Source organism: Micromonospora sp. NPDC002296, assembly GCF_040296145.1.
Taxonomy (GTDB): Bacteria; Actinomycetota; Actinomycetes; order Mycobacteriales; family Micromonosporaceae; genus Micromonospora.
Genome location: NZ_JBEOWQ010000027.1, coordinates 31,797 through 48,809 on the forward strand (window position 1 = coordinate 31,797; position 17,013 = coordinate 48,809).

Below are 17,013 nucleotides of genomic sequence, written 5' to 3' on the forward strand. Positions count from 1 at the left end.
GTCGCGGGGGTCAGAGGCGTTCGAAGCCACGGGTCAGTTCCCAGTCCGTGACTGCGGCGTCGAAGGCGGTCAGCTCCACGCGCGCCTGGTTGGCGTAGTGGGCGTGGACCTCGTCGCCGAAGACGGCTCTCGCGATCGTCGAGGACTCCCAGAGGGACAGGGCGTCGCGCAGGGTAGCCGGCACCCGCTCGGCGGCCGGATCGTCGTACGCGTTGCCGGTGCACTCCGCGCCCAACTCCAGCTCGCGTTCGATGCCGTGCACCGCGCCGGCCACCAGCGCGGCGATCGCCAGGTACGGGTTGACGTCCGCGCCGGGCACCCGGTTCTCCACCCGCATCCCCTCGCCGTGGCCGACCAGCCGCAGCGCGCAGGTGCGGTTGTCGGTGCCCCAGCGCAGCGCGGTCGGGGCGAACGAGCCGGGCTGGTACCGCTTGTACGAGTTGATGTTCGGGGCGAACAGCAGGCTGAACTCGCGCATGGTGTCCAGCAGCCCGGCCAGCACCCGCTGCCCGGTGACGCTGAGGTGCGCCGGGCCCTCGCCGAGCATGGCGGAGCGGCCGTCGGCGTCGCGCAGCGAGAAGTGGATGTGGCAGGAGTTGCCCTCCCGCTCGTTCGGCTTCGCCATGAAGGTGATCGACATGCCCTCCTGGGCGGCGATCTCCTTCGCCCCGTTCTTGTAGATCACGTGATGGTCGGCGCAGGCCACCGCCTCGTCGTAGCGGAAGGCGATCTCGTGCTGGCCGAGGTTGCACTCGCCCTTGGCGCTCTCCGGGGTCAGGCCCGCGCCGGCCATCTCGGTGCGGATGCGGCGCAGCAGCGGCTCGACCCGGGCGGTGCCGAGCAGCGAGTAGTCCACGTTGTACTGGTTCGCCGGGGTCAGCTCGCGGTAGCCGCGCCGCCAGGCGTCCTCGTACGAGTCGCGGTAGAGGACGAACTCCAGCTCGGTGCCGGCGTACGCGGTCAGCCCGTGCGCGGCGAGCCGGTCGAGCTGGCGGCGCAGGATCTGCCGGGGCGAGGCGACCACCGGCCCGGACCCGTCCGGCCACGCCAGGTCGGCCAGCAGCATCGCCGTGCCCGGTTGCCACGGCACCCGGCGCAGCGTGTCCATGTCGGGCACCATGGCGAGGTCGCCGTAGCCGCGCTCCCAGCTCGACATCGCGTACCCGTCGACGGTGTTCATGTCGACGTCCACGGCGAGCAGGTAGTCGCAGCCCTCGCTGCCGTTCTCGACCACCTGGTCGAGGAAGAACGGCGCGTGGAACCGCTTGCCCTGCAACCGGCCCTGCATGTCGACCAGCGCCAGCACCACCGTGTCGAGCTTGCCGGCGGCGACGGCGGCCCGTAACTCTTCGAGGGACAGGGGTGCTCTGCTCATGCGCGGGCCTCCATCACCAAGGTCTACTGCCTGACCGGATCACCGTCAATGCCCCGCCGCGACGCGCCGGCAAACCCCGCGCCCGTTCACCCGTCGCGGCCCCGGCCGTACACCAGGGCGTCGAGCAACCGGGTGAGTTGCTCGCGTTCCGGTGGGGTCAGGGGTGCGAGCACCTCGTCCTCCACCCCGGCGAGCACCCCGTCCAGCCGGCGGAGCTGACGACGGCCCGGCCCGGTGAGGGTGACGACGTTGCGGCGGCGGTCTGCGGGATCGGGCGCGCGGTCCACCAGTCCCCGGTCGGCCAACTCGTTGAGCACCGCGACCAGGTCGCTGCGGTAGATGCCGGTGCGGCTGCTCAGCTCCGCCTGGCTCGCGGGGCCGGCCCCGTCCAGGGCCGCGAGCACCGCGTAGTGCCACTTGCGGGCGTCGGCGCGGGCCAGTTCCTCGTTCACCCGACGGTCCGAGTGGATCGCCGCCAGGGACAGCAGCCGTGTCGGCAGGTTGCGCAGCCGCGCGGGGGCAGCCGACCGGTCGGCGGCGCGCGTCGGCTCGGACCCACTGTCGCTCACGCCACGAGCATACCCATTGCGTTAGTCGGACTAACGAATTAGCTTCGGCGGGCAGAACCGTTAGTGAGACAAACGATTGAGAGGGCCCCGCCGTGCCGGTGACGACCGTCCTGGACTCGACGATGTACCACGAGGAGGCCGGCAGCGGCCCGGCCTTCGTGTTCCTGCACGGCAACCCCGGCTCGTCCCGGCTGTGGCGCAAGGTGCTGCCCGCACTCGACCTGCCCGCCCGGCTCCTCGCCCCCGACCTGATCGGGATGGGCCGCTCCGGCAAGCCCGACCTGCCGTACCGCTTCGCCGACCACGCCCGCTACCTCGACGCCTGGTTCGACCGGCTGGGCCTGAACGAGGTGGTGCTCGTCGGCCACGACTGGGGCGGCGCGCTCGCCTTCGACCGGGCGGCCCGACACCCCGACCGGGTGCGCGGTGTGGCCTTCCTGGAGACGATCGTGCGGCCGATGTCCTGGGCCGAGCTGGGCGAGGGGCCCCGGGCGCGCGCCGAGGCCATGCGGGGGCCGCAGGGCGAGGCCCTGGTGCTCGACAGCGACTTCTTCCTGGACTCGGCCTACACCGGCGGCGTGCTGCACCCGCTGGCCGAGGCGGACAGGGACGCCTACCGTGCGCCGTACCCGACCCGGGAGAGCCGCCGCCCGCTGCTGGAGTGGGCCCGCTCGCTGCCGCTCGACGGCGCGCCGGCCGACGTCGCCGAGCGGGTGGCCGGGTACGGGAACTGGCTGGCCACGAGCGACGCGCCGAAGCTGCTGCTCACCTTCGACTCCTCGCCCACCCTGCTCATCGGCCCCGAGCAGGCTGACTGGTGCGCGGCGCACCTGGCGGCCCTGGAGACGGAGCACTGCGGCCCGGCCGGCCACCACGCGCCCGAGGACCAGCCCGACGCCATCGCCTCGGCGATCGCCCGATGGGCACGACGGCACGCCCTGGGGGGCGGCCCGGCGCGCTGAACGCGCCCCGGCGGCCGGCGGGGCCGGCCCCCTCAACGCCTGCCGGCCACGCCGGGCCGACGGGCGACGCCGGGAGCGCCCCGAGGCGCTGCCGGTCGGCTCGGTGCGGCGGCCAGCCACCGCAGCCCCGCCGGCTGGACGTAGATCGAACGGCGGGCCACGGCGTCGCCCTTGGCGTCGATCTCGTATCCGTCCAGCCACAGCCACCCGTGGTAGGTGTGCCAGTCGTCGTGGACGCGGATGACGCGGAAGACGATGGGCCGGACGAACTGGACGCTGGCGGCCCGGGTGACGTGCAGGAGGTCACCGCCCTGCGGCTTCCTGGGCCCGGCCTCAGGCATCGCCGCTGCGCTGCTCGCCCTGCGCCGGCAGGACCATGTCGAGCCACCCCAGGTGCCGCAGCTCCAGGTCCGGGTCGGGCGGCAGGCCGCGCCGCTTCCGCTCGTCAACCCCCAGGCGGTACCAGTCACCCAGGTACGCCACGAGCAGTTCCCCCCGGCCGGCGAACTCGACGAGACTCGCCAACTGACGCTCGAAGCACGGCCACGGCCTGCCGCAGGTGAGACACGGGCCGCCGGCGTGCCTCGGCGGGTGGCGGCCCGTCACCGCTCCCGCGCCCCCGGCTCCAGCCGGGCCGGCGGATCGTCGATGATCGCCTGCACCCGGACCATGACGACGCGCTCCCGCCACGGCGTGCCGTCGGGACGCAGTTCCAACCCCTCCAGCCGCACCCACCGCGACGCCAGGAAGTTCGCGTACCGGGGGACGTACGTGACCTGCAACCACAGGACGGTCTGCCCGATGCAGTAGTCGCACGGCTGAAGGGTCAGCACGTCCCCCGTGGCGACGAGCGGGTTCACTGCCGACCCCCGCCGATCCTCGGAAAGATCGGGGGCGGCACCAACGGCCCGATGGGGCCGGGAATGTACGGCGCGGGCTCGGCCGGCCGATCCGGCTTCGGCTTCGTGTCCGGCTTCGGCTTCGGCTTCGGTTCCGGTCGGCGGGCCTGCCGCCAGCCTCCATGGTGTCCGCTCATTCTCTCCCCCTCCTCACGGCACAGGTGGGGGGTCGCCAGCTCGTGGCAGGACCGGGCGACCCCCCGGCGCAGAACCCGCCCCCGCCGTAGGGCCAGAAACGGGTCCGCGTAGTGACAGTCTGGTGAGGACACCGTTACCGTCGATACGCGCTCGCCCGGTCCGCGCAGGTCAGAGGGCTGATCGAGCTGGGATGAGAGACGCGCCGGCCAGAACTGAGCAGAGATTGGGGACAGATGGGGACCGCTACGAACTACGTGCTGGGGGAGCTGCGGTTGTTCCGGGCATCACAGGACGTGAGCCAGGACGAGTTCGGCCGAGCTATCGGCTACTCGGGCTCCCACGTCAGCTCTGTCGAGACTGGCGGGCGTGCCCCCACCGAGGGATACATGACGGCGATCGACAACCACTACCAGACCGGCGGTCGCTACCTGCGGATGCTCCGCGAACTGGCACACCTCGACGCGACGCCCGAGTGGCTGCGCGAGTGGATCGAGATCGAACGCGAGTCGACGACCCTGCGATGGTTCGAGCTGTCCTACCTCCCGGGCCTGCTCCAGACCGAGCGGTACGCCCGCGCCACCCTGGCGGGCGGACGGTTCACGACTGACGAGGTCGACCAGATCGTGGCCTCCAGGCTGGAGCGCCAGTCGGTCCTGGGCAGGGGCAAGCCGCCGCAGCTCATCGCCGTGCTGGACGAAGCCGTGCTCCGTCGGCCGGTGCTCGACCAGCCGGGACTGATGGCGGAGCAACTCGACCACCTGGCCAACCTCACGGCCGAGGAACACGTCCAGGTGCACATCGTGCCCGTGGACGCCGGGATGTACCTCGGGCTGATGGGTCAGTTCATCATCGGCGAGCTGCCCGACGGCTCGCGGGTGGCCTATGCGGACAACCAGCTCAGCGCGCAGATCGTCGATGCGCCCGCCGATGTTGCTAGGCTGGCGAAGACGTGGGAGATAGTAAGGGGCGAAGCCCTTCCCCGCCGGCAGTCAACCGAGCTCATCAAGGATGTGGCGAAGTCATGGAACTGACGACCCCGCAGTGGCGTAAGTCGACGAGGTCCGGCGGCAACGGCGGGGCCTGCGTCGAGGTCGCGGACAACATGCCGGGCGTGGTGCTGGTGCGCGACACCAAGGACCGCGACGGCGGCACCCTCCACCTCGCCCCCCGGACCTGGCAGTCGTTCGTCGACCTGGCCAAGCAGATCGGCCCCGTCGCCTGACCCGGAAGCGTCGAAAAGGCCCCCGGCGCGACGCCGAGGGCCTTTCTTCCTGCCCGTCCACCCCACGCGCCACTCAACGGGGAGCGATCTGGCCGTGCACGGCTACCGAGCGTCGAGCATGACCGGCGTACGACGTCCCGTCCCGCCGCGAGCGCGACCATGAGCGACCTGGCGCGGAGTAGACCGACTCTTGTCGTGGTCAGCGGCCCGCCCGGCGCGGGCAAGACCACGCTCGCGCATCGGCTCGCCCGGCGGATCGGCTGTCCGGCGATCTGCCGGGACGAGATCAAGGAGGGCATGGTCCACGCGGCTGGTGACTTCGTCGCCGCGCCGAGCGACGCGCTGACCCTGCGCACGCTGCCGACGTTCTTCCAGGTGCTGGAACTGCTCCTGACGTCAGGTGTCACGACGGTGGCCGAGGCGGCCTTCCAGGACCGGCTCTGGCATCCCCACCTGCGGCCCCTGGCCGGCCTTGCCGACATCCGGGTCGTGCATTGCCAGATCGCGGCCGAGATCGCCTGGGACCGCATCCGGCAGCGGCAGAACGAGAATCCCACGCGGCGCGCACACGCCGACGCGTCCCTCGGCGAGCAGCAGGTGCACGCGGTCGGCCACGGCAGCTTCGACCGCGTCCGACTCGACGTACCCGAGCTTGAGGTGGACACCAGCGACGGCTACCGACCCGGCCTCGACGAGATCGTCGACTTCGTGCAGCCGGGCAGGGCCCCCACCGTCGCGCTTCCGTGATCGTGTGACGGCTCCGTCGTACTCCGTCCGGGGACCCGCCCGGTGGCCCGCCCACCCGCCCTCGGTCAGTGCGACGTCGTAGAGGCAGTCGCCGACGTGGGCCGGGACCGGGCCACCGGGCCGGGCTCACACGCCCGGTTCGGCCTGCTCGGCGATGGCGTCCAGGCGGGCGATCTGCTCGTCGGTGAGCGCGATGTCGAGGGCGCCGAGGTTCTCGTCGAGGTGTTTCGGTGAGGTGGTGCCGGGGATCGGAACGATGTTCGGGGAGCGGTGCAGCAGCCAGGCCAGGGCCGTCTGCGCGGGGGTGACGCCGATCTCGGAGGCGATCTTCGCGACCGGGCTGTCGTTGGTGACGTGGCTTCCGATGGCGATGGGGAAGAACGGCAGGAAGGCGATGCCGCGCTCCGCGGTGAAGTCGACCACCGCCTCGTGCTCGCGGTGGGCCAGGTTGTACCAGTTCTGCACGGACGCTATCGGGGCGACCTGGAGTGCCTCGCGCAGCTGGTCGACGGTCACCTCGGACAGGCCGATGTGGCGGACCTTGCCCTCCTGCTGGAGCTGGCTGAGCGCGCCGATCTGGTCCGCGAGCGGGACCTCGGAGTCGATGCGGTGCAGCTGAAGCAGGTCGATCCGCTCGACCTTGAGCCGGCGCAGGCTGAGCTCGGCCTGTTGACGCAGGTAGGCGGGGTGACCGACGGGCACCCACTCGGCCGGGCTCGGCCGGGTCATGCCGATCTTCGTGGCGATCACGACGCCGTCCCGGTACGGGTGCAGCGCCTCGGCGATCAGCTCCTCGCTGCCGCCCAGGGCGTAGGCGTCGGCGGTGTCGATCAGCTGCACGCCGCGCTCGACGGCGTGGCGCAAGATCGTGATGGCGTCGGCGCGCGGTGTCGGAGGCCGCCAGACGATGGCCTCGGTCGGAGGGATGTCGGGGGTGTCGGACAGGCGCATGGTGCCGTAGCCGATCCGGCTGACTGTCAGGTCGCCGCCGATTCCGGCGTTTCGGCTGGTGGCGGTCCGTGTGGTGGTCATGCCCGTAACGCTAGAATCTCTCATCGGTGTGAGATTCAAGTGGATGGGAGGGGGATCACATGCGAATCGGTGAGCTGGCCCGACGGACCGGCGTCAGCGTTCGCCTGCTGCGGTACTACGAGGAGCAGGGGTTGCTGGCACCCGAGCATCGGGAGGGAGGGCACCGCCGCTACGGGCCCGGCGCACCGTTGACTGTCGGGCACATCCGCAGGCTGCTGCGCGCCGGCCTGCCCACGAGCGTCATCCGCGACGTCCTGCCATGCGTCGACGGCGACGGTCAGGTCGCGCCGTGCATGCTGGAGGTGCTCCAGGACCGCCTGGGGGAACTCGACGACCAGTTGACCACTCTCCAGGAGAGCCGGTCCGCTCTGGCCCAGATCGTCTCCGCCGCCCAAGAGGACCAGCGCTCCGCTCCGGCCGACGCGCCAGCACTGGCCGGATAGCACCTCATGCGCGGCGCGGACGACGGAAGACAGCCCGATGCGGGACGGGCCCACGGCGCTCACCCGCGAGGCGTACCCAAATTGCCTTGCCCGCAGCGGTGCTCGGGACGCATCCTTGAGCCTGTGACCAGGCCCGATCCGGACGGGCCCCGCCGGGCGCTCGGCAACGCCCGGCACGCGGCGGCGCGGGGTGTTCACCTCTCTCTCACCGTACGGCGATCCGCCCCCGCCGCCGCACCACGCTCACGCGAACAGCAGGCCGGCGACCCAGAGCACGCCGATCACCAGGCCGGCGAGGAACTCGACCAGCATCGACAGGCCGGCGGCCTTGAGCGCCTGCACCGTCGACGGCCAGGCGAGCTGGTTGCTGCCCAGCCGCAGCCGCTCGGCCCCCCACACCCCGCCGACGAAGCCGACCACCAGCCCCACCACCGGGATCACGAAGAACCCCACCAGTCCCAGCACGCCGCCGGCCAGCAGGGACGACGTCGGCACCCCGGCGCTTTTCAGGTTGCGCCCCGGCCACAGGTACTTGACCACGGCACCGCCGACGGCGACCACGGTGGCGGCGGCCAGCACCAGCCAGCGGCCCGCCCCGGCGTCGCCGAACAGCGCCCACACCAGCACCCCGCCCCAGCACAGCGGCAGCGCGGGCAGCCCCGGCACCACCACCCCGGCCAGCCCGGCCACGATGGCCAGCGCGGCCACCACCGAGACGATCGTTTGCGAGTCCGTCAGGCTCATGCCGCTCCCTCCGGGGGATCGTCGCCGCGCAGCCGGGCGGTGATCACACCGGCCGGGGCCGGGGCGCCGAACCAGCACCCCTGCCCGGTGTCGCAGTGCAGCGCGCGCAGCCGCTCGGCCTGCGCCTGGGTCTCCACCGCCTCGGCGGTGACCCACAGCTCCAGGGCGTGCGCCAGCCGGACCAGCGCGTCCACGATCCGCTCGTCGCGGTGGTCGGCCGGGTCCAGCGGGTCGTCCGCCCGGATCCCCTCCACGAACGGCCCCGCCAGCTTCAGGCAGTGGATGGGCAGCCGCCGCAGGTAAGCCAGGTTCGAGTATCCGGTGCCGAAGTCGTCGATCGCCAGCCGTACGCCGAGGTCGGCGAGCTGGCGCAGCGACCGCAGCGGCTCCCCCGGGGTGCCCATCACGGCGCTCTCGGTCAGCTCCAACTGGAGCAGGCCGGCGGGCAGCCCGGTGCGGCTCAGCGCGCTCGCCACCGTGTCGACGATGCCCGGGTCGTCGGCCTGCCGCGCGGCCAGGTTGACGCTGACCACCAGCTTCGCTCCGGGGAACTCCCGGTGCCACGCCTCGGCGTCGCGGCACGCCTGCCGGAGCACCCACTCGCCGAGCCGGACGATCAGGCCGGTCTCCTCGGCCAGCCCGATGAACCGGTCCGGCCCGACCAGCCCCAGCTCCGGGTGCTGCCAGCGGACCAGCGCCTCGACGGCCACCATCGCGGAGTCCCGCAGCGACACGATCGGCTGGTAGTGGACGACGAACTCGCCCCGGTCCAGCGCGGCGGGCAGGCCGGCGACGAGCGCCGAACGGGCGATGTCCTGGGCGCTGCGCTCGGGGTCGTAGACCGCCCACCGGCCGCGCCCCTCCGCCTTGGCCCAGTACAGGGTGGTGTCGGCGGCCTTCATCAGCTCCGACGCGCTGGTCTCGGCGCACAGGCAGTCCACGATGCCGACGCTGGCCGACACCGCGAGCTGCTGGTTTCCGACGTACACCGGGGCGGAGACCGCCGCGAGGGCCATCTCCGCGACGCCCACCGCGTCGTCGATGCCGTCGCCGCCGTCGACGAGGATGACGAACTCGTCGCCGCCCATCCGGGCGACCAGGTGGCCGTGCCCGGCGACGCACTCGGCCAGCCGGCGGGCGATCACGACCAGCAGCCGGTCGCCGAGGTCGTGCCCGAGGCTGTCGTTGACCGCCTTGAAGCCGTCCAGGTCGAGGAAGCAGACCCCGATCCGGTGGTCCGGGCCGGCGTCGCCGAGCACCTCGCCGAGGGTCTCGAAGAACAGCGTCCGGTTGGGCAGTCCGGTGAGCGGGTCGTGCAGCGCCTGGAAGCGCAGCCGCTGCTCCAGTTCGTACCGCTCGGTGATGTCCTCGATCATCGCCACGGTGAAGCGTGGCCGCCCGTCGTCGTACCGGATCAACGAGACGGCCAGGTCCGTCCACACCACACTGCCGTCCTTGCGGTGGTAGCGCTTTTTCACCCGGGCCGAGTCGTGCTTGCCCCCGATCAGCTCCTGGTACAGCTCCCACATCCCGGCCGCGTCGTCGGCGTGGAACAGCCCCGCCACGTTGGTGTGCCGCAGTTCCTCGGCGGAGTAGCCGAGCATGTCGGCGAAGGACTGGTTGACCTCGATGATCTGCCCGTCCGTGCCGGCGATGCCGATCCCGATCGCCGCCCCGGTGAAGAGCGCCCGGAACCGCGCCTCGCTGTCCCGCAGGGCCTGCTCGACGTCGTCCCGGGCCTGCCACGCGCTGCGGGCGATGCGTTCCTGCTGGGCGAAGGTGCGGGCGCGCAGCGCCCGGGCGAACCCGCCGGCGAGAGCGCCCTGGAGGGCGGCGACCCGGTCGGCCGTGCCGGGCCGGGCCTCGTGGCCCGGCAGCACCTGGGCCGCGAACCGTTCCCCGAGCGCGGTGACCGACCAGTCCAGGAGCCCGGGCTCGGTCAGGTGCGCCTCGACCAGCGCCCGGCCGACGTCCTCGGCGGGCTGGGCGGAGAACGCCTCGGCGAGCAGCGCCTGGGCCAGCCGTACCGTGTGCACGAACAGGAGCCGCTCGGTCTCGGCGGCGCTCAGCGGCACGAACCCGACACGGCGTGCCGCGCGGGTCCACCCGGCGGCGTACGCCTGGGCGCCGGCCCGGCTGAGCGGCTCGCCGCCGGGCTCCGGCACGGCTGTCATGTCCGCCTAGCCGGCTGTCTGGTCGTACCGGGCGACGCCACCGAACGCGCCGAACCGCTCGGGATGGTCGTCCACGTCGGACGGTGAGTCGGGTCGCCACAGCGGCATGTGCACCACGCCCGGCTCCAGGATCGTCCAGTCGCCGAAGAAGCCGGTGACCTCGGCCCGGGAGCGCAGGGTGATCTCGGTGTCGGTGCGCGCCGACAGGCGCTGCGCGTCCAGCATCTCCTGCGGCTGGTCCTCGAACGTGGAGTGGGAGACGACCAGGAAGCTGCCGGGGACGGCGGCGGCCCGCAGGGTGGCCAGGACGTCGGCGGGGCGGTCGGCGTCCGGGACGAAGTGCACCACCCCGGCGAGCAGGATGCCGATCGGGCGGCCGAAGTCGAGCAGGCCGGAGGCCCGGCACTCGGCGAGGATGCGCTCCGGCTCCCGCAGGTCGGCATGGATCACACCGGTCAGGTCGTTGCCGGCCAGCAGCTCCCGGCTGTGCGCCACGGCCACCGGGTCGATGTCGACGTAGACCACCCGGGCCTTCGGGTTCGCGCCCTGGGCCACCTCGTGGACATTGCCCACGGTGGGAATCCCCGAGCCGATGTCGAGGAACTGGTCGATGCCGGCGTCGAGCAGCACCCGGACCGCGCGGCGCAGGAACTCCCGGCCGGCGCGCATCGTGGCGGGCAGGTTCGGCGTCATGCCGGCGATCTGCTCGGCCAGCCTCCGGTCGATCTCGAAGTTGTGCGCGCCGCCGAGGAAGTAGTCGTAGACCCGGGCCGCGCTCGGCCGGCTCAGGTCGATCTCGGTGGGAAGTCCGTCCGGCATATGTCGCTCCCGCCAATCGTCGCCGCGCCACGGGCCGCGCCGGCCGCCGGGTGCGCCGCACCCGGACGGTGGCCGGCCGACCCGCAGGTCTGTGGTGGTCCACACTCTAAGCCGCGGACTCCACGGTAGGCGAGATCCGGTTCGGCCGCCCGGTACCGGTCAGCCGACTGACTCCAGCATCAGCGAGATGCCCTGCCCCACCCCGACGCACATGGTGGCGAGCGCCCGCCGGCCACCCCGGCGGCGCAGCTCCAGCGCGGCGGTGAGCGCCAGCCGGGCGCCGCTGGCCCCCAGCGGGTGCCCCAGGGCGATCGCGCCGCCGTTGGGGTTGACGTGCTCGGCGTCCTCGGGCAGGCCCAGCTCGCGCAGCACCGCCACCGACTGGGCGGCGAACGCCTCGTTCAGCTCGATCACGTCCACCTCACCGAGGTCGACGCCGAGCCGGTCGAGCAGCCGGCGGGTGGCCGGCACCGGCCCGATCCCCATCACCCGGGGCGGCACCCCGGCGGCGGCTGCGCCGGTGACCCGGGCCAGCGGGGTCAGCCCGTACCGGGCCACCGCCGCCTCGCTCGCCACCAGCAGGGCGACCGCGCCGTCGTTGACACCCGAGGAGTTGCCGGCGGTCACCGTGCCGCCGGACCGGAACGGGGTGGGCAGCGCGGCCAGCTTCTCCAGCGAGGTCTCCCGGGGGTGCTCGTCGACCTCGACCAGCCTCGTCTCGCGCCGCCCGGCCGGCACGGTCACCGGCACGATCTCCTCGGCGAACCGGCCGCCGGCCTGCGCCCTGGCGGCCCGCTGCTGCGACCGGTACGCGAACGCGTCCTGCGCGGCGCGTTCGACGCCGTACTCGGCGGCCACGTTCTCGGCGGTCTCGGGCATCGAGTCGATGCCCCACTCCTTCTCCATCAGCGGGTTGACCAGCCGCCAGCCGATCGTGGTGTCGTACACCTCGGGGGCCCGGGAGAACGCCGAGGTGGCCTTCGGCATGACGAACGGCGCGCGGCTCATGCTCTCCACCCCGCCCGCCACGACCAGCTCCGCCTCCCCGGCGACGACCTGCCGGGCGGCGATGGCCAGCGCGTCCAGGCCGGAGCCGCAGAGCCGGTTCACGGTGCTGCCGGGCACCTCGCCGGGCAGCCCGGCCAGCAGCGCGGCCATCCGGGCCACGTTGCGGTTGTCCTCGCCGGCCTGGTTGGCGCAACCGAGCACCACGTCGTCGACCCGGGCCCAGTCGACCGACGGGTGCCGGGCGACCAACTCGCGGATCACGTGCGCGGCGAGGTCGTCGGGGCGTACCCCGGACAGCGCGCCGGCGTACCGGCCGATCGGGGTGCGGACACCGGCCACGAGATATGCCACGGTCATCGACGTAGTCCTTCGGGGGTGGGAAGGCCGGCACGGGGCCGCCGGGTCACGGCGACGCGGGCCAGGATATCCGCGCGGAGAGCCGATAGGTTGTCGGCATGGCCCGGGCCCAGTTCAGCGCAGAGACCTCCGGCAGCGGGGAGTTCGTCCGCCAACCCAACCGGTTCACCGGGCGGGTCACCCCCGACTCCGACTCCCCGCCCGGCGGCGGGCCGGACGCCCACGGCCGGTGGCCCCTCGAAGCCGGCCGGTACCGCCTCGTCTGGTGCCGGGCCTGCCCGTGGGCGCACCGGGCCCGGATCGTGCTCGGCCTGCTGGGCCTGGACGACGCGATCTCGCTCGCCACGGTCGACCCGATCCGCGACGAGCGGGGCTGGCGGTTCACCCTCGACCCCGGCGGGCGGGACCCGGCGCTCGGCATCTCGTACCTGTCGGAGGCGTACCTGGCGACCGACCCGGGCTACACCGGCCGGGTGACCGTGCCGGCCCTGATCGACACGCTCACCGGGCGGGTGGTCAGCAACGACTACCCGCAGCTCACCCTGGACCTGTCCACGCAGTGGCGGAGCCTGCACCGCCCCGGCGCGCCGGACCTCTACCCGGCCGGGCTGCGGCCGGAGCTGGACGCGCTGATGGCCGAGATCCACCGCGATGTCAACAACGGCGTCTACCGGTGCGGCTTCGCCACCTCCCAGGCCGCGTACGACGAGGCGTTCACCGCGCTGTTCGGCCGGCTCGACGCGCTGTCGGAGCGGCTGGCGGGCCGGCGCTACCTGATGGGCGACGCGATCACCGAGGCCGACGTGCGGCTGTTCACCACGCTGGTCCGGTTCGACGCGGCGTACCACGGGCACTTCAAGTGCAACCGGCACAAGCTGACCGAACTGCCGGTGCTGTGGGCGTACGCCCGGGACCTGTTCCAGACCCCCGGGTTCGGCGACACGGTCGACTTCGACCACATCAAGCGGCACTACTACGGCACCCACCCGGCGATCAACCCGACCGGGATCGTGCCGCTGGGTCCGGACACCTCCGGCTGGACCGCGCCGCACGGGCGTGGCTGACCGGCACCGGCCGGCACCGACCGGGCCTTCCGACGCCGGGCCCCGACCCGGCCGGCCCGCCCCGGCCCGGGCCGCCGCGTCGGCCGCCGCCGGCTGCCTTTTGGCGGGCGCGGTCGCGGTGACCGTCGCCGTGGTCGCCGGTCCCGGCCCCGGCCTGACCGGGTACGTCAGCGAGGCCGGCGTCGCCGACAGCGGGTACGCCCCGACGTACCGGATCGGGGTGTTCGCCCTGGCCGGCGCGCTGCTGCTGCTCGCCGCGGCGCTGCCGTCGGCGGCGCGGGTCGCGGCCGGCCTGCTCGCCGCCGGCGGCGTGTGCACGGCGCTCTCCGGCGTGGTGACGTGCAGCGCCGGCTGCCCGCTGCCGCCGTTCGAGCGGGCCACCGTCGCCGACCTGGTGCACGGCGGGGCGAGCATCGCGGCGACGGCGGCCGTGGTGTTCGCGATGCTGGCGGTGCTGTTCACCCCGGCCGCGCCACCCCGGCTGCGGCGGCTCGCCGCCTGCGGCGCTGCGGTGTCGCTGCCGCTGGCCGGGGCGGTGGGGCTGGCGATGCTCGTCGTCGGCCGGGGCACCCTGGTCGGCGTGCTGGAGCGGGTGCTGCTCGCGGTCTGCGCCGTCTGGGGCCTGGCCACCGCCGCCACCCTCGCCCGACGCAGCCGCTGAGGGCCTCCGGGCCTGGCCACCGCCCCCGCCGGGCGACGCCGGGCTCCGCCAACGCCCCCTGTAGGGAGCCTCACCACCGACGCTCCTTCCACCTGCGGCGGGAGCGGCGTATCGTCGGCAGGCGATGACCAACGTCTGGCACCTCACCGTGCGCCTGTACGTCGACCTCCGACGGCAGGCCAGCGGCATCTGTCCGGCGCGGCCCGTCTCCTGACGCCCGCCCGACCGACCGCCCCCAGACCCCTGGACTCATCCTCATGGCTTCCGCCCTGCGCAAGTTCCCCTTCTCCCTACAGATCCTGCTCGGCCTCGTCCTCGGCGTGGCGCTGGGCTTCCTCGCCCGCGCCAACGACCTGAGCTGGCTGGCCAGCACCCTCGACACCGTCGGCGGCCTCTTCGTCCAGCTGCTCAAGCTGGCCGTGCCGCCGCTGGTCTTCACCGCCATCGTGGTCAGCGTGGTCAGCCTGCGCGGCGTGGCAAACGCCGCCCGGCTGGCGCTGAAGACGCTGCTCTGGTTCGGCGTCACCGCCCTGATCGCGGTGGGCATCGGCATCGGCATCGGCCTGCTCACCGACCCGGGCCGGGGCGTCACCCTGGACGTCGGCGGGGCCACCCCGCCGAAGGCCACCGGCTCGTGGACGGACTTCCTCACCGGCATCGTGCCGACCAACCCGGTCGGCGCGTTCGTCGAGGGCAACGTGCTCCAGATCGTCTTCCTGGCCATGGTCGTCGGTGCCACCGCGCTGCTGGTCGGCGAGGCCGCCGAGCCGTTCGTGGCGCTCAACCGGTCGCTGCTGGCCATCGTGCAGAAGGCGCTGTGGTGGGTGATCCGGCTCGCCCCGATCGGCACCCTCGGCCTGATCGGCCACGCCGTCGCCTCGTACGGCTGGGACCTGCTGGCCCCGCTGGCGAAGTTCACCACCGCCGTGTACGTCGGCTGCGCGATCGTGCTGTTCGTGGTCTACCCGCTGCTGCTGGCCGTCGCCGGTCGGCTCAACCCGCTGCGCTTCTTCGCCGGCGCCTGGCCGGCCATCGAACTGGCCTTCGTCTCCCGCTCCTCGGTCGGGACGATGCCGGTGACCCAGCGTTCCGTCGAGCGCCTCGGCGTCCCCCGCGAGTACGCCTCGTTCGCGGTGCCGTTCGGCGCCACCACGAAGATGGACGGCTGCGCGGCGATCTACCCGGCCCTCGCGGCGATCTTCGTGGCGCAGGTCTTCGGGGTGGACCTCGGCGTCGGCGACTATCTGCTGATCGCGTTCGTCTCCGTGGTCGGCTCGGCGGCCACCGCCGGCCTGACCGGCGCGATCGTGATGCTCACGCTGACTTTGAGCACGCTGGGCCTGCCGCTGGCCGGCGCCGGCCTGCTGCTGGCCATCGACCCGATCCTGGACATGATCCGCACCGCCACCAACGTCGCCGGTCAGGCCGTCGTCCCGACCATCGTCGCCGCCCGCGAGGGCACCCTGGACCGCGCCGCGTACGACTCGGCCGGCCGCCGCGACCTGACCGAACCGGACGCTCCCGTCCGCACCGACGACCCGAGCCCCGTACCCGCCTGACACCCGTGTTGATCAAGAGGTTTGCGTCGCTACGGAGATCGTTTCCTGACGCAGACCTCCTGATCACGCGTCCCTGAAGCCCGCGCCTGCGCCTGCGCCTGGGCCGGAGAGGATCCGTACATGAGCAGCCTGTTCACCCCGCTGGTTTTGCGGGCCGTCACCCTGCCCAACCGGGTCGCCCTGGCCCCGATGTGCCAGTACAGCGCCGGCCCGGACGGCCTGCCGACCGACTGGCACCGGGTGCACCTCGGCTCCCGCGCGGTCGGCGGGGCGGGCCTGGTGATCACCGAGGCGACCGCCGTGGTACCCGAGGGCCGGATCAGCCCCCAGGACACCGGCCTCTGGTCCGACGCCCACGTCGACGCGTGGCGGCCCGTCACCGCCTTCGTCGCCGCGCAGGGCGCGGTGCCGGCCGTCCAGCTCGCGCACGCCGGGTTCAAGGCGTCGACGTACCAGCCGTGGGCGGCACAGCGCGGCGGGGTGCCGGACGCCGAGGGCGGCTGGACCCCGGTCGGCCCCGGCGCGGAGCCGTTCGTGCCCGAGTACCGGGTGCCGACCGCGCTCGACGAGGCCGGGATCGCGGGCGTGGTCGAGGCGTTCGCCACGGCCGCCGGGCGGGCGGTGGACGCCGGGTTCGCCGCCGTGGAGATCCACGCCGCGCACGGCTACCTGCTGCACGAGTTCCTGTCCCCGTTGACCAACCACCGCTCCGACGGCTGGGGCGGCGACCGGGCCGGCCGGATGCGGCTGACCCTGGCGGTGGCCCGCGCGGTCCGCGCGGCGATCGGCGAGAACGTGCCGGTGCTGGCCCGGATCTCCGCCACCGACTGGACCGAGGACGGCTGGACCGTCGAGGACAGCGTGGTGCTCGCCAAGGAGCTGGCGGCGGCCGGCGTCGACCTGGTGGATGCCTCCTCCGGCGGCGCCTCCGCCCGGGCCACCATCCCGGTCGGCCCCGGCTACCAGGTACCGCTGGCCGCGCGGATCCGCCGGGAGGCCGGGGTGCCGACCGGCGCGGTCGGCCTGATCGTCGAGCCCGGGCAGGCCGAGCAGATCGTCGCCGGCGGGGAGGCGGACCTGGTCCTGCTCGGCCGGGAGCTGCTGCGCGACCCGTACTGGCCCCGCCGGGCGGCGGCCAAGCTCGGCGCCGAGCCGCTCTGGCCCGACCAGTACGCCCGCGCGCTCTGATCACACCGCAGGCGGGCAAATCTTGGACGGTTACCGTCGCGTGCGAACGGTA

19 protein-coding genes are annotated in these 17,013 nt (G+C 73.3%); 9 read left to right on the top strand and 10 right to left on the bottom strand.

Annotation, left to right across the window (positions count from 1 at the left end):
* Positions 1-10 precede the first annotated feature (10 nt).
* Complete coding sequence (locus tag ABT023_RS20365; protein WP_350887914.1) at positions 11-1,375, bottom strand: glutamine synthetase family protein; 1,365 nt, start codon at positions 1,373-1,375, stop codon at positions 11-13.
* 86 nt (positions 1,376-1,461) lie between these two features.
* The gene (locus ABT023_RS20370) at positions 1,462-1,944 is read right to left on the bottom strand and encodes a MarR family winged helix-turn-helix transcriptional regulator (RefSeq protein ID WP_350887915.1); all 483 of its coding nucleotides are present in this window, start codon (positions 1,942-1,944) and stop codon (positions 1,462-1,464) included.
* A 92-nt stretch (positions 1,945-2,036) separates the two neighbouring features.
* On the opposite strand from ABT023_RS20370, the gene ABT023_RS20375 reads away from it, so the two are divergent.
* On the top strand, positions 2,037-2,906 hold the full coding sequence (locus ABT023_RS20375; RefSeq protein WP_350887917.1) for a haloalkane dehalogenase: 870 nt from the start codon (positions 2,037-2,039) through the stop codon (positions 2,904-2,906).
* A 32-nt stretch (positions 2,907-2,938) separates the two neighbouring features.
* Here the strand turns inward: ABT023_RS20375 and ABT023_RS20380 are convergent, their stop codons facing one another.
* The 3 genes from ABT023_RS20380 to ABT023_RS20390 all read right to left on the bottom strand — a co-directional run bounded on the left by ABT023_RS20380 (position 2,939) and on the right by ABT023_RS20390 (position 3,766).
* Positions 2,939-3,247: a hypothetical protein gene (locus ABT023_RS20380; protein WP_350887919.1), complete on the bottom strand. Its 309-nt coding sequence runs from the start codon at positions 3,245-3,247 to the stop codon at positions 2,939-2,941.
* Positions 3,240-3,431 carry a hypothetical protein gene (locus ABT023_RS20385; RefSeq protein ID WP_350887920.1) on the bottom strand — a complete coding sequence of 64 codons (192 nt, stop codon included), beginning with the start codon at positions 3,429-3,431 and terminating at the stop codon, positions 3,240-3,242. The genes ABT023_RS20380 and ABT023_RS20385 overlap by 8 nt, the downstream gene beginning before the upstream one ends.
* Positions 3,432-3,508: 77 nt before the next feature.
* The gene (locus ABT023_RS20390) at positions 3,509-3,766 is read right to left on the bottom strand and encodes a hypothetical protein (protein WP_350887921.1); all 258 of its coding nucleotides are present in this window, start codon (positions 3,764-3,766) and stop codon (positions 3,509-3,511) included.
* A 410-nt stretch (positions 3,767-4,176) separates the two neighbouring features.
* Between ABT023_RS20390 and ABT023_RS20395 the strand changes: the two genes are divergently transcribed.
* The 3 genes from ABT023_RS20395 to ABT023_RS20405 all read left to right on the top strand — a co-directional run bounded on the left by ABT023_RS20395 (position 4,177) and on the right by ABT023_RS20405 (position 5,912).
* Positions 4,177-4,974: a helix-turn-helix domain-containing protein gene (locus ABT023_RS20395; RefSeq protein WP_350887922.1), complete on the top strand. Its 798-nt coding sequence runs from the start codon at positions 4,177-4,179 to the stop codon at positions 4,972-4,974.
* Positions 4,965-5,165 carry a DUF397 domain-containing protein gene (locus tag ABT023_RS20400; protein ID WP_502890730.1) on the top strand — a complete coding sequence of 67 codons (201 nt, stop codon included), beginning with the start codon at positions 4,965-4,967 and terminating at the stop codon, positions 5,163-5,165. Before ABT023_RS20395 ends, ABT023_RS20400 begins: the two co-directional genes overlap by 10 nt.
* 159 nt (positions 5,166-5,324) lie before the next feature.
* Complete coding sequence (locus ABT023_RS20405; protein WP_350887924.1) at positions 5,325-5,912, top strand: P-loop nucleotide/nucleoside kinase family protein; 588 nt, start codon at positions 5,325-5,327, stop codon at positions 5,910-5,912.
* A gap of 126 nt (positions 5,913-6,038) precedes the next feature.
* On the opposite strand, the gene ABT023_RS20410 is transcribed toward ABT023_RS20405, so the two are convergent.
* The gene (locus ABT023_RS20410; protein ID WP_350887926.1) at positions 6,039-6,944 is read right to left on the bottom strand and encodes an aldo/keto reductase; all 906 of its coding nucleotides are present in this window, start codon (positions 6,942-6,944) and stop codon (positions 6,039-6,041) included.
* Between the two features lie 59 nt (positions 6,945-7,003).
* Between ABT023_RS20410 and ABT023_RS20415 the strand changes: the two genes are divergently transcribed.
* A complete protein-coding gene (locus ABT023_RS20415; protein ID WP_350887928.1) occupies positions 7,004-7,387 on the top strand; it encodes a MerR family transcriptional regulator in 384 nt (127 codons plus the stop codon).
* A gap of 243 nt (positions 7,388-7,630) precedes the next feature.
* On the opposite strand, the gene ABT023_RS20420 is transcribed toward ABT023_RS20415, so the two are convergent.
* From ABT023_RS20420 to pcaF, 4 genes are all read right to left on the bottom strand, one after another.
* Positions 7,631-8,131 (bottom strand): DUF456 domain-containing protein, encoded by a 501-nt coding sequence (locus ABT023_RS20420; protein ID WP_350887929.1) that lies wholly within the window; start codon positions 8,129-8,131, stop codon positions 7,631-7,633.
* On the bottom strand, positions 8,128-10,305 hold the full coding sequence (locus tag ABT023_RS20425; protein WP_350887931.1) for a putative bifunctional diguanylate cyclase/phosphodiesterase: 2,178 nt from the start codon (positions 10,303-10,305) through the stop codon (positions 8,128-8,130). Before ABT023_RS20425 ends, ABT023_RS20420 begins: the two co-directional genes overlap by 4 nt.
* A 6-nt stretch (positions 10,306-10,311) precedes the next feature.
* Complete coding sequence (locus ABT023_RS20430; protein WP_350887933.1) at positions 10,312-11,124, bottom strand: SAM-dependent methyltransferase; 813 nt, start codon at positions 11,122-11,124, stop codon at positions 10,312-10,314.
* Between the two features lie 159 nt (positions 11,125-11,283).
* The gene (gene pcaF / locus ABT023_RS20435; RefSeq protein WP_350887934.1) at positions 11,284-12,489 is read right to left on the bottom strand and encodes a 3-oxoadipyl-CoA thiolase; all 1,206 of its coding nucleotides are present in this window, start codon (positions 12,487-12,489) and stop codon (positions 11,284-11,286) included.
* Between the two features lie 98 nt (positions 12,490-12,587).
* On the opposite strand from pcaF, the gene ABT023_RS20440 reads away from it, so the two are divergent.
* The 4 genes from ABT023_RS20440 (at position 12,588) to ABT023_RS20455 (ending at position 16,961) form a co-directional block, all read left to right on the top strand.
* The gene (locus tag ABT023_RS20440) at positions 12,588-13,553 is read left to right on the top strand and encodes a glutathione S-transferase family protein (RefSeq protein WP_350887936.1); all 966 of its coding nucleotides are present in this window, start codon (positions 12,588-12,590) and stop codon (positions 13,551-13,553) included.
* Positions 13,546-14,214, top strand: coding sequence for a DUF998 domain-containing protein (locus ABT023_RS20445; protein ID WP_350887938.1), 669 nt, complete (start codon positions 13,546-13,548; stop codon positions 14,212-14,214). Before ABT023_RS20440 ends, ABT023_RS20445 begins: the two co-directional genes overlap by 8 nt.
* Before the next feature lie 269 nt (positions 14,215-14,483).
* Positions 14,484-15,773 carry a dicarboxylate/amino acid:cation symporter gene (locus ABT023_RS20450; protein ID WP_350887985.1) on the top strand — a complete coding sequence of 430 codons (1,290 nt, stop codon included), beginning with the start codon at positions 14,484-14,486 and terminating at the stop codon, positions 15,771-15,773.
* Positions 15,774-15,893: 120 nt separating this feature from the next.
* A complete protein-coding gene (locus ABT023_RS20455) occupies positions 15,894-16,961 on the top strand; it encodes an NADH:flavin oxidoreductase/NADH oxidase (RefSeq protein ID WP_350887939.1) in 1,068 nt (355 codons plus the stop codon).
* The last annotated feature ends 52 nt before the right edge of the window (positions 16,962-17,013 follow it).

Excerpts from the sequence above, each read along its gene's own strand:
- ABT023_RS20380 (WP_350887919.1), bottom strand. The coding sequence starts at position 3,247 with ATGCCTGAGGCCGGGCCCAGGAAGCCGCAGGGCGGTGACCTCCTGCAC.
- ABT023_RS20455 (WP_350887939.1), top strand. The coding sequence starts at position 15,894 with ATGAGCAGCCTGTTCACCCCGCTGGTTTTGCGGGCCGTCACCCTGCCC.
- ABT023_RS20440 (WP_350887936.1), top strand. The coding sequence starts at position 12,588 with ATGGCCCGGGCCCAGTTCAGCGCAGAGACCTCCGGCAGCGGGGAGTTC.
- ABT023_RS20395 (WP_350887922.1), top strand. The coding sequence starts at position 4,177 with ATGGGGACCGCTACGAACTACGTGCTGGGGGAGCTGCGGTTGTTCCGG.
- ABT023_RS20400 (WP_502890730.1), top strand. The coding sequence starts at position 4,965 with ATGGAACTGACGACCCCGCAGTGGCGTAAGTCGACGAGGTCCGGCGGC.
- ABT023_RS20405 (WP_350887924.1), top strand. The coding sequence starts at position 5,325 with ATGAGCGACCTGGCGCGGAGTAGACCGACTCTTGTCGTGGTCAGCGGC.
- ABT023_RS20425 (WP_350887931.1), bottom strand. The coding sequence starts at position 10,305 with ATGACAGCCGTGCCGGAGCCCGGCGGCGAGCCGCTCAGCCGGGCCGGC.
- pcaF (WP_350887934.1), bottom strand. The coding sequence starts at position 12,489 with ATGACCGTGGCATATCTCGTGGCCGGTGTCCGCACCCCGATCGGCCGG.
- ABT023_RS20365 (WP_350887914.1), bottom strand. The coding sequence starts at position 1,375 with ATGAGCAGAGCACCCCTGTCCCTCGAAGAGTTACGGGCCGCCGTCGCC.
- ABT023_RS20420 (WP_350887929.1), bottom strand. The coding sequence starts at position 8,131 with ATGAGCCTGACGGACTCGCAAACGATCGTCTCGGTGGTGGCCGCGCTG.
- ABT023_RS20430 (WP_350887933.1), bottom strand. The coding sequence starts at position 11,124 with ATGCCGGACGGACTTCCCACCGAGATCGACCTGAGCCGGCCGAGCGCG.
- ABT023_RS20410 (WP_350887926.1), bottom strand. The coding sequence starts at position 6,944 with ATGACCACCACACGGACCGCCACCAGCCGAAACGCCGGAATCGGCGGC.
- ABT023_RS20415 (WP_350887928.1), top strand. The coding sequence starts at position 7,004 with ATGCGAATCGGTGAGCTGGCCCGACGGACCGGCGTCAGCGTTCGCCTG.